At 60.2% G+C, this 26,678-nt stretch carries 28 protein-coding genes; 22 read left to right on the forward strand and 6 right to left on the reverse strand.

Going from position 1 to position 26,678, the window contains the following annotated elements:
• Window positions 1-28 precede the first annotated feature (28 nt).
• The 3 genes from ABLE91_RS20095 to tolA form a co-directional block, all read right to left on the reverse strand.
• On the reverse strand, window positions 29-1,273 hold the full coding sequence (locus ABLE91_RS20095; protein WP_348933689.1) for a threonine ammonia-lyase: 1,245 nt from the start codon (window positions 1,271-1,273) through the stop codon (window positions 29-31).
• A complete protein-coding gene (gene hemB, locus ABLE91_RS20100; protein WP_348933691.1) occupies window positions 1,270-2,322 on the reverse strand; it encodes a porphobilinogen synthase in 1,053 nt (350 codons plus the stop codon). The genes ABLE91_RS20095 and hemB overlap by 4 nt, the downstream gene beginning before the upstream one ends.
• A gap of 217 nt (window positions 2,323-2,539) precedes the next feature.
• A complete protein-coding gene (tolA, locus tag ABLE91_RS20105) occupies window positions 2,540-3,091 on the reverse strand; it encodes a cell envelope integrity protein TolA (RefSeq protein ID WP_348933693.1) in 552 nt (183 codons plus the stop codon).
• Window positions 3,092-3,204: 113 nt separating this feature from the next.
• Here tolA and ABLE91_RS20110 point away from each other — a divergent pair, with 113 nt between their 5' ends.
• The 7 genes from ABLE91_RS20110 to ABLE91_RS20140 all read left to right on the forward strand — a co-directional run bounded on the left by ABLE91_RS20110 (window position 3,205) and on the right by ABLE91_RS20140 (window position 8,122).
• The gene (locus ABLE91_RS20110; RefSeq protein ID WP_348933694.1) at window positions 3,205-4,314 is read left to right on the forward strand and encodes a trypsin-like serine protease; all 1,110 of its coding nucleotides are present in this window, start codon (window positions 3,205-3,207) and stop codon (window positions 4,312-4,314) included.
• Between the two features lie 141 nt (window positions 4,315-4,455).
• On the forward strand, window positions 4,456-4,641 hold the full coding sequence (locus ABLE91_RS20115; RefSeq protein WP_348933696.1) for a hypothetical protein: 186 nt from the start codon (window positions 4,456-4,458) through the stop codon (window positions 4,639-4,641).
• A 122-nt stretch (window positions 4,642-4,763) separates the two neighbouring features.
• On the forward strand, window positions 4,764-5,126 hold the full coding sequence (locus ABLE91_RS20120; protein WP_348933697.1) for a hypothetical protein: 363 nt from the start codon (window positions 4,764-4,766) through the stop codon (window positions 5,124-5,126).
• 152 nt (window positions 5,127-5,278) lie between these two features.
• Window positions 5,279-6,361, forward strand: a complete 1,083-nt coding sequence (locus ABLE91_RS20125) for an enoyl-CoA hydratase/isomerase family protein (protein WP_348933699.1) — start codon at window positions 5,279-5,281, stop codon at window positions 6,359-6,361.
• Window positions 6,358-6,789: a DUF6163 family protein gene (locus ABLE91_RS20130; RefSeq protein WP_348933701.1), complete on the forward strand. Its 432-nt coding sequence runs from the start codon at window positions 6,358-6,360 to the stop codon at window positions 6,787-6,789. Before ABLE91_RS20125 ends, ABLE91_RS20130 begins: the two co-directional genes overlap by 4 nt.
• A 28-nt stretch (window positions 6,790-6,817) precedes the next feature.
• A complete protein-coding gene (locus ABLE91_RS20135; RefSeq protein ID WP_348933702.1) occupies window positions 6,818-7,486 on the forward strand; it encodes an O-methyltransferase in 669 nt (222 codons plus the stop codon).
• Window positions 7,487-7,567: 81 nt separating this feature from the next.
• Window positions 7,568-8,122 (forward strand): DUF4142 domain-containing protein, encoded by a 555-nt coding sequence (locus ABLE91_RS20140; RefSeq protein ID WP_348933703.1) that lies wholly within the window; start codon window positions 7,568-7,570, stop codon window positions 8,120-8,122.
• Window positions 8,123-8,134: 12 nt separating this feature from the next.
• Here the strand turns inward: ABLE91_RS20140 and ABLE91_RS20145 are convergent, their stop codons facing one another.
• Window positions 8,135-8,350 carry a hypothetical protein gene (locus ABLE91_RS20145; protein WP_348933705.1) on the reverse strand — a complete coding sequence of 72 codons (216 nt, stop codon included), beginning with the start codon at window positions 8,348-8,350 and terminating at the stop codon, window positions 8,135-8,137.
• A gap of 126 nt (window positions 8,351-8,476) precedes the next feature.
• Window positions 8,477-8,749 carry a transcriptional regulator gene (locus tag ABLE91_RS20150; protein ID WP_348933706.1) on the reverse strand — a complete coding sequence of 91 codons (273 nt, stop codon included), beginning with the start codon at window positions 8,747-8,749 and terminating at the stop codon, window positions 8,477-8,479.
• A 146-nt stretch (window positions 8,750-8,895) separates the two neighbouring features.
• Here ABLE91_RS20150 and ABLE91_RS20155 point away from each other — a divergent pair, with 146 nt between their 5' ends.
• The 14 genes from ABLE91_RS20155 to ABLE91_RS20220 all read left to right on the forward strand — a co-directional run bounded on the left by ABLE91_RS20155 (window position 8,896) and on the right by ABLE91_RS20220 (window position 24,194).
• Complete coding sequence (locus ABLE91_RS20155) at window positions 8,896-9,426, forward strand: D-glycero-alpha-D-manno-heptose-1,7-bisphosphate 7-phosphatase (RefSeq protein WP_348933708.1); 531 nt, start codon at window positions 8,896-8,898, stop codon at window positions 9,424-9,426.
• Window positions 9,416-10,591, forward strand: coding sequence for an AGE family epimerase/isomerase (locus ABLE91_RS20160; protein ID WP_348933709.1), 1,176 nt, complete (start codon window positions 9,416-9,418; stop codon window positions 10,589-10,591). Before ABLE91_RS20155 ends, ABLE91_RS20160 begins: the two co-directional genes overlap by 11 nt.
• A gap of 754 nt (window positions 10,592-11,345) precedes the next feature.
• A complete protein-coding gene (locus ABLE91_RS20165; RefSeq protein WP_348933710.1) occupies window positions 11,346-13,535 on the forward strand; it encodes a class I SAM-dependent methyltransferase in 2,190 nt (729 codons plus the stop codon).
• Between the two features lie 115 nt (window positions 13,536-13,650).
• Entirely contained in the window at window positions 13,651-14,838 is a 1,188-nt protein-coding gene (locus ABLE91_RS20170) for a glycosyltransferase family 2 protein (protein WP_348933712.1), read from the forward strand.
• A 324-nt stretch (window positions 14,839-15,162) separates the two neighbouring features.
• Window positions 15,163-16,122, forward strand: a complete 960-nt coding sequence (locus ABLE91_RS20175) for an NAD-dependent epimerase/dehydratase family protein (protein ID WP_348933713.1) — start codon at window positions 15,163-15,165, stop codon at window positions 16,120-16,122.
• On the forward strand, window positions 16,123-17,421 hold the full coding sequence (locus ABLE91_RS20180) for a UDP-glucose dehydrogenase family protein (RefSeq protein WP_348933715.1): 1,299 nt from the start codon (window positions 16,123-16,125) through the stop codon (window positions 17,419-17,421).
• Window position 17,422: 1 nt separating this feature from the next.
• Window positions 17,423-18,295 (forward strand): SDR family NAD(P)-dependent oxidoreductase, encoded by an 873-nt coding sequence (locus ABLE91_RS20185; RefSeq protein ID WP_348933716.1) that lies wholly within the window; start codon window positions 17,423-17,425, stop codon window positions 18,293-18,295.
• On the forward strand, window positions 18,292-19,284 hold the full coding sequence (locus ABLE91_RS20190; RefSeq protein WP_348933718.1) for a Gfo/Idh/MocA family protein: 993 nt from the start codon (window positions 18,292-18,294) through the stop codon (window positions 19,282-19,284). The genes ABLE91_RS20185 and ABLE91_RS20190 overlap by 4 nt, the downstream gene beginning before the upstream one ends.
• Window positions 19,268-20,251: a GHMP family kinase ATP-binding protein gene (locus ABLE91_RS20195; RefSeq protein ID WP_348933720.1), complete on the forward strand. Its 984-nt coding sequence runs from the start codon at window positions 19,268-19,270 to the stop codon at window positions 20,249-20,251. Before ABLE91_RS20190 ends, ABLE91_RS20195 begins: the two co-directional genes overlap by 17 nt.
• Window positions 20,248-20,946, forward strand: a complete 699-nt coding sequence (locus tag ABLE91_RS20200; RefSeq protein ID WP_348933722.1) for a nucleotidyltransferase family protein — start codon at window positions 20,248-20,250, stop codon at window positions 20,944-20,946. The genes ABLE91_RS20195 and ABLE91_RS20200 overlap by 4 nt, the downstream gene beginning before the upstream one ends.
• A gap of 7 nt (window positions 20,947-20,953) precedes the next feature.
• On the forward strand, window positions 20,954-21,553 hold the full coding sequence (locus ABLE91_RS20205) for an SIS domain-containing protein (RefSeq protein ID WP_348933724.1): 600 nt from the start codon (window positions 20,954-20,956) through the stop codon (window positions 21,551-21,553).
• Window positions 21,550-22,089 (forward strand): D-glycero-alpha-D-manno-heptose-1,7-bisphosphate 7-phosphatase, encoded by a 540-nt coding sequence (locus tag ABLE91_RS20210; protein WP_348933725.1) that lies wholly within the window; start codon window positions 21,550-21,552, stop codon window positions 22,087-22,089. Before ABLE91_RS20205 ends, ABLE91_RS20210 begins: the two co-directional genes overlap by 4 nt.
• A 1-nt stretch (window position 22,090) precedes the next feature.
• On the forward strand, window positions 22,091-22,807 hold the full coding sequence (locus ABLE91_RS20215) for a transaldolase (RefSeq protein WP_348933726.1): 717 nt from the start codon (window positions 22,091-22,093) through the stop codon (window positions 22,805-22,807).
• Window positions 22,808-23,039: 232 nt separating this feature from the next.
• Entirely contained in the window at window positions 23,040-24,194 is a 1,155-nt protein-coding gene (locus ABLE91_RS20220) for an acyltransferase family protein (RefSeq protein ID WP_348933728.1), read from the forward strand.
• A gap of 106 nt (window positions 24,195-24,300) precedes the next feature.
• Here ABLE91_RS20220 and ABLE91_RS20225 read toward each other — a convergent pair whose 3' ends face one another.
• Window positions 24,301-25,251 (reverse strand): hypothetical protein, encoded by a 951-nt coding sequence (locus tag ABLE91_RS20225; protein ID WP_348933729.1) that lies wholly within the window; start codon window positions 25,249-25,251, stop codon window positions 24,301-24,303.
• Window positions 25,252-25,567: 316 nt separating this feature from the next.
• On the opposite strand from ABLE91_RS20225, the gene ABLE91_RS20230 reads away from it, so the two are divergent.
• Window positions 25,568-26,326, forward strand: a complete 759-nt coding sequence (locus ABLE91_RS20230; RefSeq protein ID WP_348933731.1) for a TylF/MycF/NovP-related O-methyltransferase — start codon at window positions 25,568-25,570, stop codon at window positions 26,324-26,326.
• Window positions 26,327-26,678: the final 352 nt, after the last annotated feature.

The following is a 26,678-nucleotide window of genomic DNA, read 5'->3' on the forward strand; positions in this document are numbered from 1 at the left end:
GTGCGGCGCGCGCAAGGCAGAAAAGGGCCTACCACTCCGCCCCGCCGGCCCCCAGCCGCTGCACCGGGAGCCCTTCCGCCTCAAGGGCCGCCTCGATGGCCTGGGCATGGGCCTGGTCGCGGGTCTCGACGGTGAGATCGAGCCGGGTGCCCTTGGCGGGAACGTCGAGGAAGGTGCGGCGGTGGTGCACCTCCAGAATGTTGGCGCCGAGCTTGCCGAGAAGGGTCGAGATGCGCCCCAGCATGCCGGGCCGGTCGAGGATGGTCAGGCGGAAGGAGACGATGCGGTGGTCGCGCTCCAGCTCGCGCACCATAATGCCGGCGAGCACCCGCGGGTCGATATTGCCGCCGCACAGGACGAGGCCCACCTTCTTGCCGCGGAAGCGCTCCGGCTCGGTGAGCAGCGCGGCGAGCCCCGCCGCGCCCGCGCCTTCCGCCACGGTCTTCTGGAGCGTGAGGAAGGCGTTCACCGCCCGTTCCAGGGCGCTCTCCTCCACCAGCACGATCTGCGGCACCAGCCGGGCGATAATCTCGGCCGTGATGCGCCCCACGTTCCGCACGGCGATGCCTTCGGCCAGGGTCGGCCCGCCCGACGGGCGCTCCGTGCCGTCCAGCATGCTGCGCATGGCCGGGTAGAGCGCCGCCTCGACGCCCACCACCTCGGTGCGGGGCGCGCGGCCCTTCACCGCCACGGCGATGCCGGAGATGAGCCCGCCGCCGCCCACGGGAACAACGATGGAATCGAAATCCGTGCCGTCCTCGATCATTTCCAGGCCGATGCTGCCCTGGCCCGCGATCACGTCCACATCGTCATAGGGATGGACGAAGACCCGCTTCTCCTCCTCGGCGATGCGCCGCGCCTCCAGCTCCGCATCCGCGACGGTGTCGCCGTGGAGCACGACCCGGGCGCCGAACGCCTCGGTGGCCAGCACCTTCACCTGGGGCGTCGTCTCCGGCATGACGATGGTGGTGGAGATGCCGAGCCGCGTGCCGTGATAGGCCACCGCCTGCGCGTGGTTGCCCGCCGACATGGCGATGACGCCGCGCCGGGCCTCTTCAGCCGAGAGGCGCGCGAGCTTTGCCACCGCGCCGCGCTCCTTGAAGGAGGCGGTGAGCTGGAAATTCTCGAACTTCACCCACACTTCGGCGCCGGTGAGCGCGGAGAGGCGCGGCGCCTTGAGCGTGGGCGTGCGCAGCACCGCCGCTTCGACGATGGGGCGGGCGGCTTCGATATCGGCGAGGGTGACGGGGAGGGGGCGCTCCGCCTTGTTCACCTGCGGGCCTTGAGCAATTCGGCCACGCGCGGGGCGAAGTATGTGAGGATGCCGTCGGCCCCGGCGCGCTTGAAGGCCATGAGGCTCTCCAGCATGATCCGCTCGCCGTCCACCCAGCCGTTGCGGGCCGCGCCTTCGAGCATCGCGTACTCGCCGGACACCTGGTAGGCGTAAGTGGGAAGGCCGAACGCCTCCTTCACCCGGAACACGATGTCGAGATAGGGCAAGCCGGGCTTCACCATGAGCATGTCCGCGCCTTCCTCCACGTCGAGGGCGGCTTCCCGCAGCGCTTCCAGGCCGTTGGCGGGGTCCATCTGGTAGGTGCGCTTGTCGCCGGACAGCGTCTTCGCCGTGCCGATGGCGTCGCGGAACGGGCCGTAGAAGGCGGAGGCGTATTTCGCAGCATAGGACATGATCTGCACGTCCTCGAAGCCGGCGGCATCCAGCCCCTCGCGGATGGCGCCCACCCGGCCGTCCATCATGTCGGAGGGGGCGATCACATCCGCGCCCGCTTCGGCCTGGACGATGGCCTGCCGCACCAGGACGGCCACGGTCTCGTCATTGAGGATGCGGCCGTCTTCCAGCAGTCCGTCATGGCCGTGGCTGGTATAGGGGTCGAGCGCCACGTCGGTGATGAGGCCGAGTTCGGGCACTTCCTTCTTCACTGCGCGCAGGGTGCGGCAGACGAGGTTCGCATGGTTCAGCGCCTCGCTGCCCTCGGGATCGCGCAGGCCAGGCTCGGTATAGGGAAACAGCGCCAGCGCCGGTATGCCGAGCCGCGCAGCTTCCGCCGCCGCCTTCACCGCCTCGTCCACGGTCAGCCGCTCGACACCGGGCATGGAAGGGATGGCTTCGCGCCGCGCCTCGCCTTCCATGACGAAGATCGGCCAGATCAGGTCATCGACGGTCAGCGTGTTCTCCCGCACCAGCCGCCGCGACCAGTCGCTCTTGCGGTTGCGCCGCATGCGGGTGGTGAGGCCGAGGCTGTGTTCCGTCGGCACGGTTTCGGTCTCGAGGTTCGAGCGGAAACGGGCGTGGCTGACGGGCATGGTACGGCTCGCGATTTTGAAACGCAGGGATTACCGCAACTTATAACGCCTTGAGAGTATCGGCGCGAGCGGTCCCGGGGGTGGGCGGTGTCGCAGATGGTGGGCGCGAGGGCAATCGCGAGGATGCTGAGCTGCCCAGCGCGGTACACGCGCTCAATGGCACCCCAGTCCGTCCAGAACTTGTTGGGCAGTCAACTTCTAGACGGGCACCCGCTCCTCATTGACGGGTTTGCGGTTCGTAGTAAGGAACGAACCTGGGCTCCAATTCCTTCCAGGATTCATAATTGTCGGGATTGAACATTGTGTAGGGCTGACAATTTTTCAGCGCCATGATTGCGCTCGCAACAAGACTTTGGAACAGGGTTTCTTTTGTTGGGTCCTTCGCTCCGGAAGTTACTATTGGCTGGTCTGATAGCGTGCCGTCACGGTTTAATTTTACAAGAATGTAAACATAGATTTCTTTGCTTTTAGTTATTGGGCCACGCCAGCATTTCGATACTTTTTGACCAAACGCTTCCATTTCTGCCTGAGAGATGGCGAGGGCAGCTGTCGAGTTCGGCGGGCTGACAGCCTCAGCGCCGTCATTCTTTGTTTGGCCGAATGATTGCTCGGTGAGAGCTGAGGCCAACATCACTCCGATCAAGCATCCGGCCGTAAGGTGCCGCATAATCCCGAGCCCCGCCACCGATTGGCTGACGATGTAGTACGTTTGTACCTCAATTTTGAGACCGGGCCACGCCGCATCGCTAAAAAGCGAAGTGCACGTCATCTGCCGGCCAGCGTCTCATCGGGCGCACAAATCACCTGAATCTAAGCAGCGCCATATTCGCGGTAGCATAGGGCCGCTAGACTGCCCAGCGACGCAACATCCTTGGGACTGCCATGCGACGTGGAGCAGTTGTCGTTCTGCTGCTGGGGCTGCTTTCCGGGCAGGCCGGAGCGGTGGTGGTGCTGGACAGCACCTGGAAGGCCGAGGGCGGTGGAGCGGGGCACGAGGCCGCTGGCTTCAGCGCGCATATCCGGCTGGCGCACAAGCCGCAGTTCCGGGCGCTGATGGCCATGTCGGAGAGCCGCGGCAAGGCCGTCTGGGGCGTGGGCTCAGCGACCTGGATCGGCAACGATGCCGACCATGGCTACGTGCTGACCGCCGCCCACGTCTTCACCGGGAGCCCAAAGGACGTGAGAGGCTACATCTACCGGGCCGACGACGGCACCATCTACCGCGCGGCCTCGATCACGACGCCGCCCGGCTGGAACAGCGATCTGGAGGCACGGACCGGATACGACTTCGCGATCGTTCAGCTCACCCGGCCGGTCACCGGCATCGGTCCGGCGCCCGCGCTCTATGCCGGCCGGCTGGAGGCCGGCAAGGTCCTGACATTCATGGGCTATGGCGAGCGCGGCATCGGCTCGGTCGGCCAGCACGAGCGCTTCTACGAGGGATCGGACAAGGCGGCCGCTCAAGGGCTGATCGAGGAGGTGGTGCCGCTGCGCCACCCTATGCCGAAGTCCGGCGACGCCGGCGGCTATCTCGGCATCTTCCTGCCCAAGGAGGACGGCAGCGTGGCCGGACCCTACAAGGGACCGCGCAAGCCCGTGTCGCGTCTGGCCGGCCTCCTGGGCTCAGGCGACAGCGGCGGCTCGGCCTGGGTGGAAATCGGAGGCATCTGGGCGATCGCCGGCATCAACAGCAGCGGCAGCGGCGGGGATGCGACCGGCTATGGCAACCAGGCTTGGTTCGCCCGCGTTTCGGATCAACAGGATTGGATCAAGGCCCAGGCGCCGATGGCGCGCTGGGTGGGCGACACGGCGTCGGCCTCCGCACCGGCCTGCACGCTTGGGGTTGCTGTCAGCGTGCTGTGGGAGGGAGACTGGTATCCCGCCCATGTGCGCGGCCCGATGGCGCGGGGCCTGTGCCCCATCCGCTATGACGATTTCGATTCCGAATGGGACGAGGCCGTCGGCCCCGACAGGATGCGGCAGCCTCGCTAGGCGATGGCATAGAAGCAAAGGATGGGAGCCGGCTTCTGCTGGAAAGACAGGATTTCCAATGCCCTTCCTGCGAAGCTTGGGAACCGCGTTCGCTGAAGGTACGTTCACTACCTTAGTAGGCTAAATATCGAGCGGCGAGCCATGACTGGAAGCTTGGACGGCGGGGAGTGGAATAAACTGAGTATCCACGAGAAGCTTGACCAGATCCGCATTCGGCTGGACCAGCTCACACATGCCCAGAACGGCGTGCGCATGACCCTTCGGGAGACCAATGAGCGCATGGAGGCCCTGCGCGGCGCCGTCGCCGAGATGAGTGGGCGCCGATAACCCCGCCACGCTGAAAGGGCCGATGCGCGTCACCCCGCTGGCGCCCGCATGCCGACGTACCACCTCACATCCACTGAAAGGTGGAATTGCCATTCGAACGAGACAGACCTCCTCATGGCGAGATGAGGCCTTCAATTCTGCGACTTCTCGCTTGGTGCCTGATTGCGGCGATCTTCCTGGCAACAGATGGGCCCATTGCCCTTCGCCCGATCTCCGGCGTTTCTCCGGACCTGGAGCGGCTTTCCGCCTTCGCCGCGGCGGGCCTGCTCTTCACCCTCGCTTATCCGCGCCGCCTCCATTTCATCCTGCCAGGTCTTCTGATCGCGGCTGGATGTTTCGAAATCCTGCAGGTGGTGGTCGCGAGCCGGCATGCCGCTCTGTCTGACGTTGCCATTAAAGCAACAGGCGTTGGTGTCGGGGTTTTGCTCGGATTGGGCGCCAGCCAGTGCCGCCGGTTGGCTCGGCAATCGCGCGACGACACCTGATTTGCGGGTGGTGCACCTTCCGGCAGGGCGCTTCCATCCGGGCCAATGGACCCATGACGCGGCGGCGCTGGATGGCCCGGCGCCCGTTGACGGTCGGGGGCCGCGCGTCTAACCCTCGCCCGGTCCGCATCACGTCAGCCCGAGGAGCCCCAGTGACCAACGAGCCCGAGGTCCTGTTCGAGCGCCGGGGCGAAGCGGGGGTCATCACCCTCAACCGGCCGAAGGCGCTCAATGCCCTGACGCACCATATGGTGCGGCTCATCCACCCCCAGATGCTGGAATGGGCGGCGGACCCCGCCATCACCCGTGTGGTGCTGAAAGCGGCCGCCGAGCGTGCCTTCTGCGCGGGCGGCGACATCCGACACATCTACGATCTCGGCCGGGCTGGCCGCTATGACGAGGCGCTGGCCTTCTGGCGCGAGGAATATCTCCTCAATCATTATATCGGCATCTATCCCAAGCCTTACGTCTCCCTCATCGACGGCATCTGCATGGGCGGCGGCTTCGGACTTTCCGCCCACGGCGCCTACCGCGTGGCGGGTGACCGCTACCTCTTCGCCATGCCGGAAGTGAATATCGGCCTGTTCCCGGATGTGGGCGGCACGTATGTGCTGCCGCGTCTGAAGGCGGCGCGGGGCGTCTATCTCGCCTTGACCGGAGCGCGCATCAAGGCGGCCGACGCGAAGGCGGTGGGCCTTGCGACCCATGTGGTGCCTTCCGCGCGCTTTGCGGAGCTGGAAGACGCGCTCTGCCAGGGCGGTGACGTGGCATCCACCCTTTCCGCGCACGCCGCCGCGCCGGAACCCGCGCCGCTGGACGCCCATGGCGACCTCATCGCCGACGCCTTCGGGCGCGCGGATCTTGGTGCCATCCTGGCGCGGCTCGATGTGCTGGCAGCGGCTGAGGACGAGGCAGGCGCTTTCGCGCGAAAGGCCGCCGACGCCATGCGCGCGGCCTGCCCCACCAGCCTCGCCATCACCATGGAGCAGATGCGGCGGGGGCCTTCTCTCGACCTTGCCGGCTGTCTTGCCCTGGAATTCCGGGTGGTGAACCGCGTGGCACGGGGGCACGATTTCTACGAAGGCGTGCGCGCCATCCTCGTGGACAAGGACAATACGCCCCGCTGGGAGCCCGCACGGCTTCAGGACGTGGACCCCGCCATGATCGCCGCGCATTTCGCGCCCATCCCCCATGAACTGCCGCTGGGGGCGGAGATGGTCCAGGCGCCGGCATGAGCCACTACGATCCCATCGACGCCAGCGCCAAGGCGCACATGGAGCGGCTGACGCCGTGGCGTCGCCGGCTGGTGCTGTTCCTGCGCGCGGTGGCGCTCTTCCTGCTGCTGGAGGCGGTCTATCACTGGGCCATTATCTGCGGCGTGGGGGAGGGGCAGTTCGGCGGGTTCGAGGATCTGCCCACCGTGGTCCAGGTGGGGATCATCTGGGCCGCCATCATCAATCCCATCGCCGGCGTCGGCCTCTGGCTCGGGGCAGGGTGGGGCGTGGTGCTCTGGCTGCTGGCCACCCTCAGCCAGGTGGCACTCGGCTTCTGGGCGCCGGAGGGCATGTCCCGCCTGCTGGTGCTCTCCTTGTTCGAGGTGGCCCTGGTGGTCGCCTATGCGGTCCTCTCCATCCGCGCGGCGCGGGAGAGCGACGAGGAATAGTCAGCACGGAAGGGAGCGGCGTTCGGCCATGGGCATCGATCAATGGACCCGCGTGGACGATTACATCGCCGACACCCTGCTCGGCCGCGATCCCATTCTCGATCAGGTGCTCGCCGCGAGCGCCGATGCTGGTCTGCCGGCCATCAACGTTTCCCCCGCCCAGGGGCAGATGCTGGCGCTGTTCGCGCGCATGGTTGGGGCCAAGCGCATCCTGGAGATTGGCACGCTCGGCGGCTACAGCACCATCTGGATGGCGCGGGCGCTAGGGGAGGGCGGCCGGCTCGTCACCCTGGAGGCGGACCCTGCTTATGCCGAGGTGGCACGGGCAAACTTCGTCCGCGCCGGGCTCGACGGCCGCATCGAGGTGCGCGTGGGGCTGGCGCGCGACACCTTGCCCGGAGTGGAGGCCGGCGGGATCGGCCCGTTCGACATGATCTTCATCGACGCCGACAAGCCTAGCAATCCGGACTATCTCGCTTGGTCGCTGCGCCTCTCGCGGCCCGGCACGCTCATCGTATGGGACAATGTCATCCGCGATGGGGCGGTGGCGGATGCGGTGAGCGATGATGCCCGCGTCCAGGGCGTGCGGCGCGCCTTCGAGCTGGCGGCGGCCGATCCGCGCCTCACCAGCACCGCGGTCCAGACCGTGGGCTGCAAGGGCTACGATGGCTTCGCCTTGACCCTGGTCGGCGCCTAAGCCGGGACTGCGTATCCGGCCACCTCCCGGAACCCGCGCGCCATCTTGGCGGTTTCAGCACGGGGACAGAAGGAGGCCGAGATGCCACGCATTCTCCCGCGCGCCGCTGTGCTTGCGACGCTGGTTTTCCCGTTGCCGCTCTTTGCGCCGGTCGCCCCCTTCGCGCTGTGGCCGAGCCCTGCCAACGCCCAGCTCGCCGGCACCCTATCGGGCCCGAAATTCGTCGAGGCGGCGGGCTTGTCCGGCCTGTTCGAGATGGAAGCGAGCACGCTCGCTCTGAAGAAAAGCCAGAATCCGCAAGTGCGCGCCTTCGCCGAGCGCATGATCCACGATCATGAGATCATCATGAAGGACCTCAAGGCGGCGACCGAAAGCGCGGATGGGCAGATCACGATCCCCGGTACCCTGGACGCCAAGCACGAAACCACGATCGAGCGGCTAAACGCGGCCACCGGCGCGGATTTCGACACACTCTATGTGCAGGTCCAGACCCGGGAGCATGACGCCGCCGTGGGCATCTTCGCCGCTTTCGAGAAGGATGGCGACCAGACCACACTGAAGGCATTCGCCGCCAAGACGCTGCCCATGCTGAAGCAGCATCTCGACGCCATCAAGCAGCTTCAGATAAAGACTTGAAGGCCAGGACGCTCAGCTGCTGGTGGCGCTGATGCTGGACAAGAGCGCCTTCGCCACTTCCTTGGTGACGCGCTTCTTGTACTTGGAATGCACGAGCTGCCCGTTGTGGTAGATATCGTGCTCCACATAAACCATGGTGCCATCCCAGCGCAGGATGTTGTCGCTTTCACTGGTCTCGATGACGCCGAGCCCTTCGATGAACTGCCCTTCCAGCGGGTGCTTCAGCATTCGTATCCTCCGGGAGGGGTTCAGCGCCGCCTCTTCGCTCGCCGCCGCCTCGCTGCGAAGCGGGCGGTTTTTCTCCGTCAGGATAGCCCAAGGCGTCGCGGGGACAAGGCGGTTTCGGCCCCGCCCTCAGTCGTCGTTCGAGGCGTTGAGCTGATCTGCGCGCAGACCCTGCGCGGTCGGGCGAAGGCGGACGCCGGGAGCTCCGCCGTCGATGAACTCGATCCCCGCCGCCTCCAGCGCCGCCCGCAGCGCCGTGGTCGCGGCACCGTCCACGCCCGCCTCCGCCTTGGCCACGTCTTCTACCGCAACCCTTGCCGCCGCAGCCACTTGGCCCGGCGACAGGCCCAGTAGTGCACGCGCGGCGGCGATTTGCCGGCCCGACGGGGGACTTATGGTCATGAGCTTCATCTCCCACGGATATTTCGTGAAAGCCTGACATGCGGCCGCAGGCCGGTAAAGGCCGCGGCATATTGGGGTTCGCCCTCGGCCCGTTTTGCTGTAGCACCGCTCCCGACGGTGCCAAGGGGCGGCACGGAGCGAGGGCCATGCAAGTGAGGCGACCCGCCGTTTTTCTGGACCGGGACGGTGTCCTCAACATCGACCGCGGTTATATCGGGAAGGTCGAGCAGTTCGAGTGGATCGACGGCGCGCGCGCGGCAGTGCGGCGCATCAACGAGGCGGGCTATTACGCCTTCGTGGTCACCAACCAGTCAGGCATCGCCCGGGGGCTCTACACCGAGGCGGACTATCGCACGGTGAAGGCTCACATGGAGCGGGGCCTTGCTGAAGCTGGCGCCCATATCGACGACGAGCGCTTCTGTCCCTATCACCCGGAAGGAACGGTGGAAGCCTATCGGCGCGTCTCCGACTGGCGTAAGCCCGGTCCCGGAATGTTGTTTGATTTGATGTGCCATTGGCCCGTGGACAAGACGGCGAGCTTCATGGTGGGCGACAAGCAGAGCGACATGGAGGCGGCGGAGGCGGCCGGGATCGCGGGGTATCGTTTTGAGGGCGGTGATCTCGACGGCTTCCTCGCCCCCCTGCTCCGCGCTGTGGAGGTGCGTCATGAGCGTTGAAGATGAGTTCGAGGCGGCGCGCGCGGAGCTGTTGCGCTGGCTGTTCGAGGATGCACTGCCGCTCTGGTCTACGGTGGGCGTGGATTTCGAGGCGGGCGGCTTTTTCGAGAAGCTTTCCCCCGAAGGCGTGCCCATCGATGAGCCCCGGCGGGCCCGCGTGGTGGCCCGCCAGATCTACAGCTTCGCCACCGCGGAACGGCTCGGTTGGAAGGGCCCCGCGCGCGACATCGTCCGGCATGGCATCAATGCCCTATTCAAGCATCATCTCGGCCCGACGGGGTTGGTGATTCCGAGCGTGGACCGGGCTGGCCGCGTGGTGCGGTCGGAATTCGACCTCTATGACCATGCCTTCGTGCTGTTTGGCCTTGCGGCTGCCGCGAAGATCGGCGAACGGCCGGACGAGATGGCGGCGCGGGCGCGCCTTCTGCTTCAGGACATGCGGGCCGGCTTCGCGCATCCCCTCGGCGGTTTCGAGGAGGCGCGCCCGCGCACGCTGCCGCTGAAAGCTAATCCTCACATGCATCTGCTTGAAGCGGCGCTGGCCTGGGAGGAGCTTGAGCCGGACGGCGTCTGGAGCGCCCTGGCGGACGAGATGGTGGACCTGTGCCTCACGCACTTCATCAATCCCGAGACGGGTGCGGTGCACGAATATTTCGACGGCGATTGGCAGCGGCTAACGGATTATGAGGGCAGTGTGGTGGAGCCGGGGCATCAGTTTGAGTGGGCGTGGCTGCTGATGCGATGGGGCCTTGGCAGGAGTGATCGCGGTGCGCTTGTCACCGCGAATCGTCTTACCAGTCTCGCGGAAGCTAGAGGTGTGCAGCACGGTATGGCTCTTAATGTGCTCTCCTCAGATTTAACGGTGCGAGATTCGCGAAAGCGTTTATGGTCTCAAACCGAACGTATGAAGGCAATTAGTCTGCGTGTGCAATCATCAGAGTCTTTAGAAGTCAAACTCAGGGGAATTAAATACGGTGCTTTGAGTGCGCTCGCACTCTTTATTGAACATCCAGTGAGGGGGTGTTGGTGGGAGTACGTCGATATTGACTGCGTCCCGGTTGTTGAGCCAGCGAGGACGAGCAGCCTTTATCATATAGTCGGTGCAATCCTCTGCGCAGAAGAGGCACAAGAAGAGATCGTCGGGAGGCGCCGCAGGCTAAGTTGACGATCTGGTGCCGCAAGGCTGGCCGGTTGCCAAGGCGATCCGGACGATCGGATGACGGCGTTGACCTATTATCGGTGGTGCGACGAGTTCAGCGGTCTGAAGAATGATCGGGTCAAGTGACTGGTGATCTGAACAGCCCCACGTTCGTTGGAGACTGCTTAGTTTAAGCCACGCTACTCATTTCTGCTCGTCGAGCACGGCGTGGAGCGCGCCTTGGCTTTGGCTGGCGGGATGTTGGCGGTTGGCGTCAGCAGCTAGCGGTTATCATGCCGATCTACCCCGAGGCAGTGTAGCGAGCTTGACAGCTTCGAAGGATCGCTAAGGCCCACGCCGATGAATGACTTTAGCCTTGTGGAGGCCGTTGTTGTCGCTGCCGCCCCCGCCGCTGATCGGGGGCTCGACGCCCGCGTCGAGCGTAGCTCAGTGTAGCATATGCTGGCGTATTGGGATCTGCGGTTCCAATGGTGCGCGAGACCGGTTCCGCGAATCGCGCCGTCGTCTGTACAGAGCCTGCGTGAGGGCGTCGAGCACGAAGCTCGCCTATACCCGTCCGGGAGAGGCGCCAGTCGACGACCGCCGCCCTCAGGCTCAGCCGCGCTCCCCACGGGACATGATTTGGGTCAATCCGTGTTGTGTTGTCATTGACTTCAAGGAGGCTCTCAACTAGTCGTCAGCCATCGTAGCCGTAAAAGCTCTGCGGACCCAAGCGCTGTTATTGTGGTTGGTTGGTCGTGCGTTCGGTGGGGAGGATGATTTGAATATTCTTGACGAGCTGCAGGCCAATTCCACGCACGTGTCACAGTTGACCATCCACGGTTTTTCCATGGTGCGCAACGACGCTGACGTCATGGAGGTTTTTGTTCGCCAAGCCGCGCATCTTTTCGATCATTTCACCTTCGTTGATGTGTCTAGTACGGACGGTACGCAGGAGATACTGGCGAAGGCCAAAGAAGAGCACAAAAACATCACTGTGCTCAATTGCGCAGTCAAGGAGAAGTACCAGGCTGCGATGATGAACGCGTTGGCCCGAAACGCATTGCGGGCAGGCGTGGACTGGATGTTCTTCCTTGATGCAGATGAGTTTCTTCCGGTCGAGAGTCGGCAGGAGCTCGACGCCTATCTAAGCGGCTTTGGCGGTGAAATTCTCTCGATGCCGTGGATTAACCTCGTTCCGTCGTCATACTCGGATTTCCAGTCTTTCGATCTAGGCCAGGATTTCCGCTGGAACGGCCGTGTGTCTACTTTCTGCAAGATCGCGGTGTCCAGCCTTTACTTCCACAACAATCCCGACGCTGTCATCGCCGAAGGCAATCACACCATTAGTCCATACCGTGATGCGCAACCGGCGGCGGCGATCCTCGGCATGCCTCTGTTGCACGTGCCGCTGCGGTCACGCGAGCGGTTGAAGTATAAGATGACGAATGGCCTGCGCTTCCTGCGCACCAAGCACAACACGGGTGTCGGCGAAGGCAGCCACGTCGTCAGCATCCTCAGTCTGATCGAGAACTTGGATGCCTCGGCGGGTTATCTCAACGCGATCGCTGCCGACTACGGACAGAGCAATGCCAGCATCGAAGCCGTCGATCCGGTGGCACTAGCCTGGCCGACGAAAATTCTCCCCGCTTATCTGCGGATCAAGTCGGCTGTTTGCGGCCAGGAAGCTCGTACCAGTGGCGTGACACTGGCCGCGGACGCGCAAGTCAAGTGGCGGAATCCCGGCTTTGTCAGGAATGCCCCGGTAGGGGTTGCCGTCGAGGGCGACGAATTGCGCATCGTCGCTCAGCCGATTTCCGGCCGCATGCAGCCGCGTTACGAACCCTTCAAGTCGCTGCCGCCCGTTAACAACGGGATCGTCCCGCAACTCGGATCCAATTCCATCCCGCAGTTGTTGTCGAATACGCTCGCGACCACGCTGCTGCCGGTCAATTTCGCGGCCTTTTCCGCGTGGTCGCGGCTGATCCCGATCCTGTTCGCGCTGTTCGCCATCGCCCGCCCGAGGCGCTTCGTCGAGCTCGGCGTTCACAATGGCATGAGTTTCTTCGCGGGATGCCAGGTCGCCAAGCATCTTCAGACGGGGACCGATTGTATCGCAGTCGACTCCTGGGTCGGCGACCCCCATGCATCCTTCCACGACTCCAGCGTTTTTGACGAGTTTAAGAGGAACTTGGTGCGTGATTATCCAGACGCGCATTTCATTCAGGGTATGTTCTCGCATGCGCGGGACTGTTTTGAAGATGAATCTATCGATTTGCTCCATATCGACGGCTATCACACTTACGAAGCCGTCAAGGACGATTTTGACACGTGGCTGAGTAAGATGTCCGATACTGGCATCATCATTTTCCACGATATCAATGTTCATGAACGCAATTTCGGCGTTTGGCAGTTCTGGCGGGAATTAGAGAAGCGTTATCTGGGCCTGTCCTTCATGCATTCGCACGGACTTGGCGTGCTCTATGTCGGTCGGCAAGAGAATGCCATCTCCGCGATCTTCCGGTGGATGATTGACAATCCCGCTTACTTCGCCGCCGCGCAGAAGTATTTCGAGGTCCTTGGTGAGGTCTCGATCGATTCCAGGCTCAAGACCGACGAAGCGCGCCGTGTACAGGAGGCGTTCGAGGAGAAAGACCGCAAGATCGGCGAGTTCGCGGAGTATCTGGCGCATCGGGACGAGACAATCCGCCGTCTTGATGAAGCCGTTCTCGGCTGCGACAGGACTATCCGTCAAATCGAATCGCAACTGCCTGTTCCCTTCAATCCAGAACTCGGCGAGCGCAGGGAACAGCTCGTCGTGATCGTTAAGGCGCTCCGGCTGCTGACGCGAAACATCCGGATCAAACAGCTATTCTCGTGGCCGTTCAAGTCCAAGCGCAGGCGCTATCGCAAGCAGATCAAGATCGCGAAATTTCTCCGCGGGGCGCTCTACGGCCGACCTGGTGGGTGAACCGTTCGCACGAAGCGCGCGGGACGCCCGACGGCCTCAGCCCGCCGCCCGGGATACCCTAACGGAGATTTCGGTTTCAGCGGGAGTTCACGCTCCGATTCGTGTGCGAGGGGCCATGGAACACGAAGCGCAACGCCAGTCGGGTTTGCCAGTCGACATCATTGTGCCGGTTTTCAATCAGGCGCCCTTTGTCGAGACATTGCTGGACTCAATCAAGTTTGCGCGTAGCGCGACTGCGGCCGAAATTATCGTCATCGATGATGGGTCGAGCGAGCCGGAAACGCTTGAGCTCCTCAGAACGCGCGCTGCAACCGGTGAAATCACGTTGCTGCGCAACCCGCAAAACATGGGCTTCACTCGGACTGTTAATCGCGGCATGGCCCTGCACAGGGATCGCGATGTGCTGCTGCTTAACAGCGACACGATGGTCCATGGCGATTGGCTTGATCGTATGACGACTTGTGCTTACAGCGCACCGCGAATCGCGACAGTCAATCCCCTCACCAGCCAGTTTGGCAGCCATATCGGCTGCTATCCGGGGCTGGCGATGAAGTTCGACGACGCATTGGAAGTGGACGGAGCGGAACTCGCCGCGATCTGCGCTGAGGCCAATCGCGGCCAAGTGGCCGATGTTCACACGACCGTGGGCTTCTGCATGTATATCCGACGTGCGGCGCTGGACGAGGTTGGTTTATTCGACGAGAAACACTTCCCCATTGGCTACGGCGAAGAAAGCGATTTCTGCTATCGCGCCCGGAAGGTCGGTTGGCTACACCGGATCGCAGGCGACGCTTATGTCGATCACTTTGAGGGTAAGTCGTTCGGTGACCGAAAGAAGAAATTGGTTGACAACATGTTGGCGAGTTTCTCCCGGTTGCATCCCGACCTTGCTCAGTGTGACCGCAACTTTGCCATGCGGGATCCCGTTCGTCCGCTGCGCCGTCAGATCGACATCGGGCGCTTAAAGCGGCTATTGGCCGGCGCCACGCAAATCCCGGCGCGTATGACACCGAATTCACCCGCAGACGGCATTGCCTTGCAACTCGACGCGAGCAGGAAATCAGCGCACTTTGTCAGCCCGCTGCCAGGGGGCAGTCTTCCGAACATCGGTGAATTCAAGCTGCCGCGCGATATTCTCGCTTTTAACCAGACAATCGCTGCCCTGGGGGTTACACGGATCGTCTGCGCGGATCAGGCGGCGTGGAATGCGCTCGATTTGATGGTTAGCGGCCTACCTTACGAAGTCGGGCTCGCAGCCAAAAGCTTTCTCGTGGGGCAACCAGAGATGGCTAAGGCAAACTGAAGCGAACGGCCTCGCCAGCGGATGGACCAGACACAGATCATGATGCTCCCGGCAGGCGGCGGGCGCCTGTCAAACTGGAGTTTTGGGCTCGATTTGATGCGAGCTAACGCAGCTTTTCTCGTTTGATCGAGCAGGCGGCCGATCAGGCCGGGCCTCAGTGGCTGAAACAATGCCCCATGACATGAACACGTTGAGAGTTTTACAAAGTTTGGGCGCAGCTCTTGTCCGTTGCCCTTAAACTCGGTATACGCGCTCTGGCTCGCTCCGAAGGCTCTTTTAAGAAAAGCTAGCATTTACTTCTACGTCTCGCATATAGAGGTCTGGATGTCTACTTATGTAGTCACGGGTTGTGCAGGGTTTATCGGCAGCAATCTTGTGGATCGCCTGCTGGCGGTCGGGCATAACGTGATCGGGATCGACGATTTTTCGACCGGGCAACGCCGTTTCCTTGAAAGTTCTTTGAAGTCCGAGAGATTTAGGCTCGTAGAACTCGACTTACTCGATATCGACGCACTTCAGAGGGCGATTAAGGGTGGCGAATTCGTGTTGCATCTGGCAGCCAATGCCGATGTCCGCTTTGGCACGCTGCATCCGCGCCGGGATCTCGAGCAGAACACTATCGCGACCTACAACGTGCTCGAGGCGATGCGCGCCAACGGCATCAACCAGATCGGCTTTTCCTCCACGGGCTCTGTCTATGGGGAGGCCAAGGTCATTCCCACGCCGGAGGACGCGCCTTTCCCAATTCAGACGTCGCTCTATGGCGCTTCCAAATGCGCGGGCGAAGGGCTGATCTCGGCCTATTGCGAGGGGTTCGGCTTCCGCGCCTGTGTGTTCCGTTTCGTCTCTATTCTTGGCGAGCGCTACACCCACGGCCATGTGTTCGACTTCTACCGGAGCCTGCGCGCCAACCCCAACGAACTTCCGGTGCTCGGCAATGGCAAGCAGCGCAAGTCCTACCTTTACGTGCAGGATTGCATCGACGCCATCTTGTTGGCCATGGAAAAGGCGCCCGAGAAGTTCAACGTCTATAACCTTGGCGTCGACTCCTATTGTGAGGTCAATGATTCCATTGGCTGGATCTGCGAGGCGCTGAAAGTCAGTCCTCGACTGGCTTATTCAGGGGGCGATCGTGGCTGGATCGGCGATAATCCCTTCATCTTCCTCGACACCGCGCGCATTCGCGCGCTCGGCTGGACGCCGAAACTGACGATCAAGGAGGGTGTACTGAAGACCGTCGAATTCCTGCAGGCCAACGAATGGGTGTTCGGAGCTCGCGACTAGATGAAGATAGCTGTTCTCGGTCTATGGCATCTCGGTGCGGTTACGGCTGCCTGTGCGGCGTCTGTAGGGCATGACGTGTTCGGGATCGACTTCGCGGAGGAGACGGTTGCTGCACTCAATGCTGGCAAAGCGCCATTGTTCGAGCCCGGCCTCGACGACTTGCTGCGGGACGGACTTGCGGCTGCGCGGCTGCGGTTCTCGACCAGTGTAAGCGATGCAGCGGATGCTGATGTGCTCTGGGTAACCTACGATACGCCGGTTGATGACAACGACGATGCGGACGTCGACTTCGTACTAGACATGATTGAGCGTGTCCTGCCGGAGTTGAGAGAGGGGGCAACAATCCTCATTTCGTCGCAAATGCCGGTCGGTTCCGTTCGGCGTCTGGAGGCATTTGCCAAGGCAATCCTGCCGGATCGTCAGCTAAGCTTCGCCTATTCTCCTGAAAACCTGCGACTCGGTAAGGCAATTGATGTCTTTCTGAATCCCGACCGCATCGTCGTAGGCGTACGTCACGAGGCCGATCGCGACCGGCTAAGCGAAATGTTCGGCCGGATAACGGAACGCATAGAATGGATGTCGGTCGAATCGGCGGAAATGACGAAACATGCCATCAACGCTTTTTTGGCGGTATCAGTGACGTTCGTCAACGAGATCGCTGCAATCTGCGAGCGAGTAGGGGCAGACGCAAAGGATGTCGAGCGTGGCCTGAAGACGGAACAGCGCATCGGACCTAAGGCCTACCTCTCTCCAGGTGGCCCGATCGCCGGCGGCACGTTGGCGCGCGATATTCAGTTCCTGAACAAAACAGCAGCTGCACATTCGCTTGTCTCGCCCCTCCTGTCGGCAGTAAAGTTAAGCAACGATGAACACAAGAACTGGGCCTGCCGCAGACTGCTTTCAAAGTTTTCTGACTTATCGGGCCAGACAATCGCAATTTGGGGTCTGACATACAAACCGGGTACCAACACGCTGCGCCGTTCATCGGCCATAGAGTTATGTAGGTGGCTGCTGGCGCGGGGGGCTGTGCTGAGACTGCATGATCCAGCAGTCGACAGCCTCCCCGGGGAGTTCGAGGGTCTGGCCCGGCGTTGGGAAACGCCGCTTGATGCCGCAACTGGCGCAGTTGCGCTCGTCGTTGCAACAGAATGGCCGCTCTACCGGGAGGTCGACGCAGCCGACCTGACGAGCGTCAGCCCAGGCATCTTTGTCGTCGACGCAAGTCGCTTTGCGCGCCAATTGGCCAACGCGCCGGATATCGACTATGTCGCGGTCGGCACGCCTATGCGGGAGATTTAGGGTGGCCCAGCTTCAAGGCAAGAGCGCGATCATTACTGGCGCCAACCAAGGTTTGGGCAAGGCGATCGCAATCGGATTCGCACAAGCGGGCGCCAATATTGCACTTTGCGCTAGAAATGAAGCGCTACTTCAGGCTGTTGCAGCCGAGATTGCCCCAACGTTGCAGTCAGGGCAAAAGATGACAGTCATGACGGTGGATGTATCCAGCGTAGACGCAGTCCATGACTTTGTCGATATCGCCATGCGGGAGATCGGACCGATCGAAATCCTGGTCAACAACGCTGGGACCTACGGACCGATAGGTCCCATCGAGACCCTCGACTGGGCCGAATGGGTCCGTGCCATCGAGATCAACATGCTCGGCTCAATCATCATGTGTCGAGCACTGTTGCCCTACCTCAAGGAACGCCGCCGGGGCAAGATCATCCAATTGTCAGGTGGCGGAGCAACCAACCCGATGCCGAATTTCACTGCCTATGCGGTATCGAAGGTTGCAGTCGTTCGGTTTGCCGAATCGCTCGCGGAGGAAGTCCGTAACTTCGGGATCGACGTGAATTCGATAGCGCCGGGAGCACTCAACACGCGCCTGCTCGATGATGTGCTCGCTGCGGGTCCGGAGCGGGTCGGGGCAGCTCAATATGCTCGGGCGCTTTCGCAGAAGGAAAATGGCGGTGCTCCGCTCGATGCAGGGGTCAAACTCGCGCTGTTCCTCGCTTCGCCGGCGAGCGATGGCATCACCGGCCGCTTGATCAGCGCGATTTGGGACAGGTGGGAGGATTGGCCCGATAACCTGGATGCACTGAAAGCCACAGACGCCTATACGTTGCGGCGCATCGTCGGGCGTGACCGCAGCCTCACATGGGGTGACAAGTGACGAATATAGCGATTATCGGCTGCGGTCTCATCGGCCAGAAGCGGGCCAAGGCGATCGGAGGTGACAATCGGGTCGTGGCTTGCGCCGACTTGGAGGCGGCCCGCGCCGAGGCACTGGCCGCCTCGACCGGGGCAGCGGCCACTACGGACTGGCGCGCCGTGATCGAACGCAGCGACGTCGATGTGGTTGTCGTCGCAACACCGCACAATTCACTTGCAGAGATCACGTTAGCGGCAGTTAAATCCGGTAAGCATGTGCTTGTGGAGAAGCCAGCGGCGCGTCGCTCGCGTGAACTGGACGCGGTGATCGAGGCGCGCGATCGCGCCGGCGTCAAGGTGCATGTCGGCTTCAATCACCGCTACCATCGCTCGCTGCAGAAGGCGCATGAACTCATCACAAGCAAGGCGTTGGGCGAGCTCATGTTCATCCGTGGGCGTTACGGCCATGGTGGGCGCGTTGGCTATGAAAAGGAATGGCGCGCCGATCCGAAGTTGTCCGGGGGCGGCGAACTCATCGATCAGGGTCCGCACCTGATCGACCTGTCGCGCTGGTTGATGGGCGATTTCACGAAAGTGGAAGGTTTCGCCCACACCTATTTCTGGAACATGCCGGTCGACGACAACGCCTTCCTGACTCTGCGCACGGCGCACGAGCAGACGGCTTTCTTGCATGTATCCTGCAGCGAATGGAAAAACCTGTTTTCAATGGAGATCTATGGGCGCGAGGGCAAGATTGAGCTGAACGGCCTCGGAGGCAGCTACGGTGTAGAGCGCACCACATGGTACAAAATGCTGCCTGAAATGGGCCCTCCGGAGACCTTCGCCTGGGAATATCCCATGAGCGACAATTCCTGGTCCGTCGAGATGCAAGCGTTCCTCCAGCAGATCCAGTCCGATTTGCCCTGTGATTGCGGGCTGGAGGACGCCAAGGCGGCGCTAGAGATCGTCGAAAAGATTTACGAGGTTTCAGGTTATGATTATCGCACGTAGCCCTCTGCGAATCACTCTCGGCGGTGGTGGAACCGATCTCCCTTCCTATTATCGAGACCACGGGGGCTTTCTCATTGCGGCGGCGATAGACAAATATGTCTACGTCACGATCATGCGACCGTTCACGACCGGTGTTTACCTTAAGTACTCCAAGCTCGAGCATGTCGAGACCATCAATGAGGTAGAGCATCCCATCCTACGGGAAACGCTCAATCTGATGGATTTCGAGCGACCGCAGATCGAAATAACCACTTTGGCCGATATTCCGTCGGGCACGGGCCTCGGTAGTTCCGGTAGTTTCACCACGGCGCTGCTCAAAGGCCTGTACACATTTAATCGGCGCCATATCCATCAGAGCGAACTCGCAGAACTCGCTTGCCATGTAGAGATCGACCGGCTCGGCGAGCCGATTGGCAAACAGGACCAATATGCCGCCGCCTTCGGAGGGATCACCTGTTTTGACTTCAGGAAGGACGATACGGTCGTAGCGACGCCGCTCAACATCTCAGTCGACACCATGTTCGACCTCGAAGACAATTTACTGCTGTTCTTCACTGGATTTTCGCGCAGCGCCAGCAATATCCTTAAAGATCAGAACCAGAGGACCAAGACGAGCGACGACGATATGTTGAAGAACCTTCACTATGTGAAGGATCTCGGCCTGCGTAGCAAGACGGCTCTGGAAGCGGGCGATCTTATCGGCTTCGGCGAACTCATGCATGAGCATTGGGAGCACAAGAAGCGCCGTTCGGGCGGTATGAGCAATCCCCGGATCGATGAATGGTATGAACTCGCCATGAAGAATGGCGCGGTCGGCGGCAAACTAGTCGGCGCGGGCGGCGGCGGCTTCCTGATGTTTTACGCCAGCGACCGCAATAGGCTGCGGCACGTGATGACTAAGGCGGGGCTAGACGAAGTGCGGTTCCGCTTCGATTTCGAAGGCAGCAAGGTCGTGCTAACGTCATGATCCCACCCGTTGCCATATTGGCGGGTGGCCTTGCCACACGTATGCGCCCAGCCACGGAGAAGATTCCCAAGGCTCTGCTCGATGTCGCTGGCAAAACCTTCATTGCGCGCCAGATCGACTATCTGGCACGCCAGAATGTTGGCTCGATCGTGTTATGCGTCGGCTATCTCGGTGAAATGATCCAGGACGAAGTGGGCGACGGCTCACGTTTCGGCCTCAAGGTTTCCTATAGTTTCGACGGCCCCAGATTGCTTGGCACCGGCGGCGCCTTGCGCAAGGCGCTTCCTCTGCTTGGCGAGTCCTTTTTCATCCTCTACGGTGATTCCTTCCTTCCGATCGCCTTCGGGCCGATCGCGCAGGCTTTCGCAGTCTCCGGGCAGCCAGCTCTGATGACGGTGTTGGAAAATGTAAGCCGGTGGGACCGAAGCAATGTGCTGATGCGCGACGGGCGGCTGATCGAATATAACAAGGTCGCTGTACGCCCGGATTTCACATTCATCGACTATGGACTAGGCCTGATCAGGGCCGAGGTTCTGAAAGCCGTGCCCAGCGACAAGGCCTTTGATCTGGCCGACATCTACCATCAGCTTTCGCTCGCCGGTCAATTGGCTGCCTATGAGGTCCATGAGCGGTTCTACGAAATCGGGTCGCCGGAGGGCCTGAAGGAAACCAGCGATTATTTTTCGAAGGGATAGACACCACATGACCTATGCTCAGCAACATCTGGCCGAAGCCGTGGAAATCGCGCAGAAGATCGATACGGACGCGATCGAGCGCATGGCCGACGCGCTCGCGGCGGTCAAAGCCGCGGAAGGCCGCATTTTCTTTCTGGGCGTCGGCGGTAGTGCCGGCAATTGCGGTCATGCGGTGAACGATTTCCGCAAGATCGTCGGCATCGAATCCTATGCGCCGACGGACAATGTCTCCGAACTCACGGCGCGAACCAATGACGAGGGCTGGGCAACGATCTTTGTCGAATGGCTCAAGGTCAGCAAGCTGAAGCCGCAAGACGCGGTCTTCGTCTTCTCCGTCGGCGGCGGCAATCTCGAGAAGAATATTTCGCCCAATCTGGTCGAGGCGCTGAAGTATGCCCGCGTCGTGGGCGCCAAGATTCTCGGCGTGGTCGGCCGCGACGGGGGCTATACCGCCCAGGTGGGCGACGCCGTCTGCATCATTCCGACCGTCAACAACGACACCGTCACGCCGCATTCGGAGGCTTTTCAGGCCGTGGTCTGGCACCTGCTGGTGTCGCATCCGAAGCTCAAAGCCTCCCAGACCAAATGGGAGTCGGTTGCCAGGTGACGCAAGCGACAACCCGCGCTGTTTTCCTTGATCGCGACGGCGTGCTCAACCGGGCCATCGTGCGCGACAGCAAGCCCTATCCGCCGGCTTCGCTGGCGGAGATGGAGATTCTGCCAGGCGCGCCCGAAGCGGCGAAGCGTCTGGCGCAGGCCGGTTTCCTGCTCATTGTGGTGACCAACCAGCCGGATGTCGCGCGCGGAACGACGACGCGGGAAACCGTTGAGGAAATCAACGGCGCGATTGGTCGGATCATGCCGATCTCGGAATTCCGAGTCTGTTATCATGACAGCGCGGACGGATGCGATTGTCGCAAGCCCAAACCCGGTGCCTTGCTAGCGGCGGCGCGGGTGCATCAGATCGACCTGCCGCGTAGCTTCATGGTCGGCGACCGCTGGCGAGATATCGAAGCCGGACAGGCCGCCGGCTGCAAAACAATCTTCATCGATTACGGCTACGACGAGAAACAGCCTAAAAATGTAGATTTTTCAGTCGGCTCCCTAGAAGAGGCGGCCCGACGCATTCTGGAGACCTGCTGATATGACAAAAGTTCAAGACCTCAAGGTCAAGCTTTTCGCGGACGGTGCCGACAAGGCGGGCATGTTGGAAATGTACGCCAATCCGCTGATCAAGGGGATGACCACCAATCCGACCCTGATGAAGAAGGCCGGGATCACCGACTATCGCGCTTTTTGCAAGGATATCATCTCGCATATCCCGGACCGCTCTTTGTCCTTCGAGGTTTTCTCGGATGACTTCGACGAAATGGAGCGCCAAGCGCTGGAAATCGCCCAATGGGGTGAAAATGTTTATGTCAAGATTCCGGTGACGAACACCAGCGGGAAGTCGAGCTACGATCTGATCCGCCGCCTTGTGGCGCGCGAGGTCAAAGTCAATGTGACGGCTCTGATGACGCTCACGCAGGTCCGCGATGTGGTGGCCGTGCTCAATCCGGACGTGCCTTCTTATGTTTCGGTATTCGCTGGACGCGTTGCTGACACTGGCCGCGCAGCCGTGCCAATGATGAAGGCGGCGGTCGAGTTGTTGAAAATCGCTCCAGCCTCGGAATTGATCTGGGCCAGCCCGCGCGAATTGTACAATATTTTCGAAGCGGACAAGGCCGGTTGCCATATCATCACTGCTACCAATGACATTCTCAAGAAGCTCAAGCTGGTCGGCTACGATCTCGATACCTATTCGCTCGATACGGTGAAAATGTTTTATGACGATGCCGTTAGCGCGGGGTTCAAGCTGTAAGCATCCAAAGGCGTCAGCTTCAGTCTTTCTGCCGTTGCGCTAGTATGGACGCTGCGTCGGCCCCAGTTTGAAGTCTCGCCCATAAGTATGAAGGCGCGCCTCTGACATCGCAGATGAGCGCCTTCATCAGGAGTTTCACATAATTCACATAAGTAGGGATCTGTGTTTCAAGCCAGACCCGGAGCAAGTGTGCCTCAGCCAGATACATCATTGACCGTGAACGAGAATAAGCATGCTGCAAGATAGATTCGATCCTCGTTCTAATAATTTCGATTTGATCCGTCTTATTGCGGCGCTTATTGTCACCTTCGCGCACACATACGCGCTGAACGCGAAGAAGTCCGATCCCCTATCGACCCTGCTTACGTATGAGTTCTCTGGAACTTTGGCTGTTTGGGCTTTTCTGGTCATCAGCGGTTTTTTGTTGGGTCGTTCTATTGAATACCAATCGACGACGAAGTTTGTTTTTTCACGGTTTCTGCGTATTTATCCAGCCTTCTTCCTAACGATCTTACTTGAGTGCCTGGTCATTGTGCCTTTGTTTTACGAAGCTCCATTAGAGGATTATTTTAAGAACTGGTTCTTCTTTCATCTGCAAAATCTGATGCTTTGGCCTCAAAATCCGTTTGTTCCACATGTGTTTTCAAATCTCCCGCATCCAGTCATAAATGGCTCGCTGTGGACGATCCCGTTGGAAATTTCCTTTTATATCTGTCTAATCTTCGTTGCCGGAAGTTTCATAAATCAAAGAATAATCTACTTAGCGATTTTCTTTTGTTCACTGTTCGGTTCGATGATTTTAAGGGCTCTGGATTTTACCTTGGCCTCTGGGCAGCCGATGGTTTTAAGTGGTGTGTCGTTGTATGGTTTTGTTGTCTACTCGACCTATTTCTGGGCTGGCGTCTGTCTCTGGAAGTTTCGTGACCTTGTGAAAATCTCACCCGGAGGTCTCGTCACCGCCCTCATAGCGCTCTATGCGGCCCGGAACTCCTCGGGGGCGCCTGTTGTGCTTGCGCTCTGTCTGCCATACATCGTCATATATTTCGCCACGATCGGGTCCATAGGAACCAAGTTGCACAACAGGATTGGCGACCTTAGCTACGGCGTATACCTGTTCTCTTATCCAATCACCAATGTTGTGGTGTCGATCACAAAGGCGGCGCTTCCCAGTTGGATCGTGTTTCTGATAGCCACGCCTATTGCTTTGGGTCTCGCCTACGCCTCATGGCATATTGTTGAGAAGCGCTGCCTGGCGCTCAAGGCGCTGGATCTGTCGGCATTTTTTGCTCGGCTTTACGGAGCCAAGCCTAGAATCGAATCTGCCAGATTGGATTCACCTTCCGATTCAAAGAAGATGGAAAAATTATCTCTATCTACAAAGCCATAAGATGGGACCATTCAGCTTCAGGAAGTCTTGGCGCCTTTACGCGCCGTTTCAATAAATCTAAGGAATCGTTGTTGGTAAACAGCAAGAGATCCTTTAAGCGATCTGTTTAGCCGCTCTGAACCGCCCTGAAATGAGCGATGTTTTCTCGTAGAGTTCGAGCTTGCAAGGATCGAATATCAGCTTTGGGGCTTCGCGCCTTGACGATTTTCCCCCACAGTTCGAAATCCATACGGCTGTTTTGACCGAGTAGGGCGTTGGCTTCCGCGGTCAGTTCGGAATCCAGTATTACGGGAAATTGGGGATGCGCAGAGCGCGTCTCGTTCAAACGCTGCAAGGCGAACGGCGCAATGATCCACTCCTCGACATTGCGGACGAAGTCGGGATTTTCGACATAATCGACGAAGTTGAATCTTTGCAGCTCCGCCAATGCGTCTGCCACCAGTGCAGGCGCCTGTTGGGGAGAGATGAAGCCGCGCCTTGGAATGCGTGGATCGGGCCACAACAACATCCGGACAAAAAGATTATCCGTCAGACATGCGAGCTCGGGGTCGCGCAGGAAATCTACAATGGGGCGACGCGCTCGACACATGCGTTCACCCCATATAGGTCCCCAGGGCCCTATGGCTTCCTCGTCGTTAAACTGCCGCCAGAACAGCCAGAAGGAAAGAATGCGAGAGATCGGTTCGCGAAGGACCGTGCAAAAGTTCGCGCGGGGATAATTTTTCTTCAGTGTGCTAGCGGCGAAGTGGCCGGAGACAAAGCAAGGGCTCGACGGCATTAGGTCGGATGGACCGAAAATGAGAGATTTGAATTGGTCGCCGATGGTATCGAACTGGGTAAAATCTCCAAAAATACTGTGGTCAAAGCCTTCAACAGCAAATTTGGCGCCTAAAGCTCCACACAAACTAACGCGGAAGGACGTCCCAGCGCTCTTGGGAAAATGTAGAAACGCCGTTGGATGCGTGCGATTCAGTCTGCCGGTTTCAAGAGCGAATGTATCTTTGCGCCGGAACAGCCAGGCTAGCGGGTTGTTGGTGGTGGTGCGCAATTGGCTCATTTTCCAGAATCGTCAGGAGTTTTGTGTGGAATGTGGGCGATTGGACATATCTTGGAAATATAGCGAACCAGCCCTCGGCTGACCATTCAATGATGACGCTTTGTGCTCCCTCCCGGATTTTTTCAACCCCAGATAAGAAACTTTGTATCGACAGCGCCCGCATCAAAAGGCTGCGCCTGCAGCGCTGCGCGCTTGTCTCGACGCTAGGGCGGGACGCATTGGATTGCTGCCATTTTTGCAGGTTTACACCAGGCACTTTTTCTGTTGTATCCGCCGGTCATCCCGGATGAGTCCGGCCAGCGAAGCGTGAGACCATATGACTCGTAATATTCTGCACCTGAAGGACATGTACGTCGACCTGATGGTGCGCGTCCTCACCAATTCCATTTATGAGGACAGCCAGATTAATCCGCACTTGCCGGAACACTACGACAGGGACCGGCGCGAGGTCGGCGGCGACTGGCCCAAGGTCGCTCATACGATGGTCGGTGCCAAGCGGCTACACAACCTGGCGGACCTCGCCTGCAAAGCCCTCGATCAAAAGATTCCCGGCGATTTCATCGAGACCGGCATATGGCGGGGCGGCTGCTGCATCCTGATGCGGGCGCTGCTGGGGGTCTATGGCGATGTCGAGCGCCGTGTCTATGCTGCCGATTCTTTCGAGGGCCTGCCGAAACCCCAGGACGAGGTTTTTGCGGCCGACGCCGGTGACGTGCATCATACCTATCAGGAGCTGGCCGTTTCTCTTGATAAAGTGAAGGAGAACTTCGCACGATATGGCCTGCTGGATGAGCAGACAGTCTTCGTCAAGGGATTCTTCTCGGACACATTGCCGAAATTGAAGGGAAGCCAGTTCGCCCTGCTGCGCCTGGACGGCGACATGTATGAATCGACCATTTGCGCACTCGACAACCTTTATCCAATGCTCTCGCCGGGCGGCTATATCATCATAGATGATTTCGGGGCCGTTCCGGCCTGTGCCGAGGCAGTGAATGACTATCGCGGCCACCACGGCATAAAAGAGCCGATGCAGACCGTAGACTGGACTGGCGTCTGGTGGCGCAAGAGGACCTGAGTAGCTGCCCGACACGCTCTTCTTAGGCATTGGCCCATAAATTTGCGGACGTGACAATGTCTTGATTCAAGCTCTCAAACAGGGAGAGCGAGGTGCGTCGACGCGGACTGAGCGATGAGGAGTGGGCGATCGTCGCGCCACGAGGCCTAGAGAGCCATCTAACCGCTTCTGGATGCCGAATTATGGTGTTTTAAGAGGTGCAGCGTCGATTTTGTACATTCAAGTTGACTGTTCCGGATTGCATCCAGCGGCGATCTCCGGAAGCCCCTTCTGGATTTCCTCCACGTGCATCGCGTAACGTAAGTTCATTCTGTGGTTGACTTCCCAGGCCTGCGCCCATGAAATTGGGGGC

This window comes from Aquabacter albus, from assembly GCF_040049275.1.
GTDB lineage: Bacteria > Pseudomonadota > Alphaproteobacteria > Rhizobiales > Xanthobacteraceae > Aquabacter.

Coding starts and splice junctions, on each gene's coding strand:
- ABLE91_RS20180 (WP_348933715.1), top strand. CDS start 16,123: ATGAAGATAGCTGTTCTCGGTCTATGGCATCTCGGTGCGGTTACGGCT.
- ABLE91_RS20175 (WP_348933713.1), top strand. CDS start 15,163: ATGTCTACTTATGTAGTCACGGGTTGTGCAGGGTTTATCGGCAGCAAT.
- ABLE91_RS20230 (WP_348933731.1), top strand. CDS start 25,568: ATGACTCGTAATATTCTGCACCTGAAGGACATGTACGTCGACCTGATG.
- ABLE91_RS20160 (WP_348933709.1), top strand. CDS start 9,416: ATGAGCGTTGAAGATGAGTTCGAGGCGGCGCGCGCGGAGCTGTTGCGC.
- ABLE91_RS20150 (WP_348933706.1), bottom strand. CDS start 8,749: ATGACCATAAGTCCCCCGTCGGGCCGGCAAATCGCCGCCGCGCGTGCA.
- ABLE91_RS20115 (WP_348933696.1), top strand. CDS start 4,456: ATGACTGGAAGCTTGGACGGCGGGGAGTGGAATAAACTGAGTATCCAC.
- ABLE91_RS20200 (WP_348933722.1), top strand. CDS start 20,248: ATGATCCCACCCGTTGCCATATTGGCGGGTGGCCTTGCCACACGTATG.
- ABLE91_RS20205 (WP_348933724.1), top strand. CDS start 20,954: ATGACCTATGCTCAGCAACATCTGGCCGAAGCCGTGGAAATCGCGCAG.
- hemB (WP_348933691.1), bottom strand. CDS start 2,322: ATGCCCGTCAGCCACGCCCGTTTCCGCTCGAACCTCGAGACCGAAACC.
- ABLE91_RS20130 (WP_348933701.1), top strand. CDS start 6,358: ATGAGCCACTACGATCCCATCGACGCCAGCGCCAAGGCGCACATGGAG.
- tolA (WP_348933693.1), bottom strand. CDS start 3,091: ATGACGTGCACTTCGCTTTTTAGCGATGCGGCGTGGCCCGGTCTCAAA.
- ABLE91_RS20155 (WP_348933708.1), top strand. CDS start 8,896: ATGCAAGTGAGGCGACCCGCCGTTTTTCTGGACCGGGACGGTGTCCTC.
- ABLE91_RS20225 (WP_348933729.1), bottom strand. CDS start 25,251: ATGAGCCAATTGCGCACCACCACCAACAACCCGCTAGCCTGGCTGTTC.
- ABLE91_RS20170 (WP_348933712.1), top strand. CDS start 13,651: ATGGAACACGAAGCGCAACGCCAGTCGGGTTTGCCAGTCGACATCATT.
- ABLE91_RS20110 (WP_348933694.1), top strand. CDS start 3,205: ATGCGACGTGGAGCAGTTGTCGTTCTGCTGCTGGGGCTGCTTTCCGGG.
- ABLE91_RS20215 (WP_348933726.1), top strand. CDS start 22,091: ATGACAAAAGTTCAAGACCTCAAGGTCAAGCTTTTCGCGGACGGTGCC.
- ABLE91_RS20120 (WP_348933697.1), top strand. CDS start 4,764: ATGAGGCCTTCAATTCTGCGACTTCTCGCTTGGTGCCTGATTGCGGCG.
- ABLE91_RS20195 (WP_348933720.1), top strand. CDS start 19,268: ATGATTATCGCACGTAGCCCTCTGCGAATCACTCTCGGCGGTGGTGGA.
- ABLE91_RS20145 (WP_348933705.1), bottom strand. CDS start 8,350: ATGCTGAAGCACCCGCTGGAAGGGCAGTTCATCGAAGGGCTCGGCGTC.
- ABLE91_RS20135 (WP_348933702.1), top strand. CDS start 6,818: ATGGGCATCGATCAATGGACCCGCGTGGACGATTACATCGCCGACACC.
- ABLE91_RS20220 (WP_348933728.1), top strand. CDS start 23,040: ATGCTGCAAGATAGATTCGATCCTCGTTCTAATAATTTCGATTTGATC.
- ABLE91_RS20140 (WP_348933703.1), top strand. CDS start 7,568: ATGCCACGCATTCTCCCGCGCGCCGCTGTGCTTGCGACGCTGGTTTTC.